Below are 1506 nucleotides of genomic sequence, written 5' to 3'. Positions count from 1 at the left end.
CTCCACTGCGTTTCCATAGTGCCTCTCTACGTTCGGTTCTTGTGGTCGGAGGGCAGCACCGCTGCCCTGACCTGGTCCAGTTCGTCGCCGCTCATTTGCACGAGCCAGATGCGCTGCTTGCCCCGGGTAGCAACGCGTCCACGCAGGCATCCCTGTTGCAGCCAGCGATAGGCGGTGTGCCTGTGCACACCGAGCCGGTCGGCTGCTTCGTGCAGGGTCCACTCGGAGCCGGGTTCGCGCGCGACGTTGCTGCTCCAGATCGGCCGGCCGCCGCCCAGGCCGTGGCGGAACACCAGGCGCTGGACCATGGACGCGTTGAACGACGCCCGCTTGGGCGGTCGCCAGCCGGCGGCGTTCAGCTGCTCGGCGATGGCTGCGGCCGAACACCCTTGGCCACGCAGGTCGCGGATGGTGGCCAGCATCTGATCGGACCCGCGCAGCTGCTCGAACCGCCGCACGGGACGGACCAGCGCGTGATGGGTCTGTGTTCCGCCCGCCCAGTGGCAGGCGATCTCGACGTGCTCGCTGCTGCCATCCACGCGCACGGTGACTTGCTCCAGCATCAGCCGGGCGATCGCCTGGCGGTCGTGCTGCGTCGTGGTGGGCGCATGCCACAGCGCGGGCACGTCCTCGGTCAGGCGCCGTATCGCGTCCAGCTCGGCCGGCCGCAGCCGCGGCGGCTCGTGCGCCAGCTCGCGGGCATGGTCCGCTTGCAACGCCTGCTCGGCGGCGAGCGCGGCCTCCCAGTCCCGCTCCAACGTGCGCGCGACCAGGCGCATGCCGGGGTCGACCGCTTCGTAGCGCCGGCGCGCCAGGGCCGCCTCGTAACCCGCCCGCTCCAGGCGCTGTGTCCAGTGTCGGCGCCGTTCGGCGCGCTCGAGTTCGACGTCCTCGGCCAGCTGCAGGCTGACCTCAACCGCAGAGGGTGCCAGCGCCGCGAGGATCAGCACGGCCACCCGCCCGTCCACCGGCTGGGCGCTGAGCGACTGGCAGCGTAGCCCGCCGAATGTCACCGCCTCCAGGCAGCACTGGTAGCGGGCCTCGCGCCCGTTGTCGTGGTAGGCCAGCGTCATGCGACGGCCGCAGCGGCCGCAGCGGACCAGACCGCCCAGCAGGGCGGGACCGCCACGCGGAATGCCGTCGTGCTTGGCGCGGTTTGCCGCCATCTGCTCCTGGTTGCCCGCGTAGGTTGCCCAGTCAATGTAGGCTGGCCAGCAGTCCCGGCGCAGCACCGCCCATTGCTCCGGCGCGCGGATGAACCGACGGCCACTGTGCGGCTTGCCGGGCAGCTGGCTCCGGCGCTCCATCCGGCGCCGACCGTAGACATAGGCGCCGGCGTAGGCGGGGTGGCGCAGCATGTCACCCAGGGTCGCGTGGTTCGGTCGGTTCCACCGCACCTCACCCTTGTGAGGGCCGGAGCGCACGCGGTCGGGCAGCTGGATGTCGTGATCGACCAGGTAGGTCAGCACGCCCCGGATCGAACGGCGGCGCTCGAACACGTCGAAC

1 protein-coding gene is annotated in these 1506 nt (G+C 71.4%); it reads right to left on the bottom strand.

Annotated features, from left to right (window positions below):
• Positions 1-26 precede the first annotated feature (26 nt).
• Positions 27-1506: recombinase family protein (locus EBE87_RS28190; RefSeq protein ID WP_122140318.1), on the bottom strand; the 1480-nt coding region annotated here is incomplete at its 5' end.

Source organism: Teichococcus wenyumeiae, assembly GCF_003696345.1.
Taxonomy (GTDB): domain Bacteria; phylum Pseudomonadota; class Alphaproteobacteria; order Acetobacterales; family Acetobacteraceae; genus Pseudoroseomonas; species Pseudoroseomonas wenyumeiae.
Note: the sequence above shows the minus strand (reverse complement) of the source record. Positions and strands in the feature narration are given on the sequence as shown.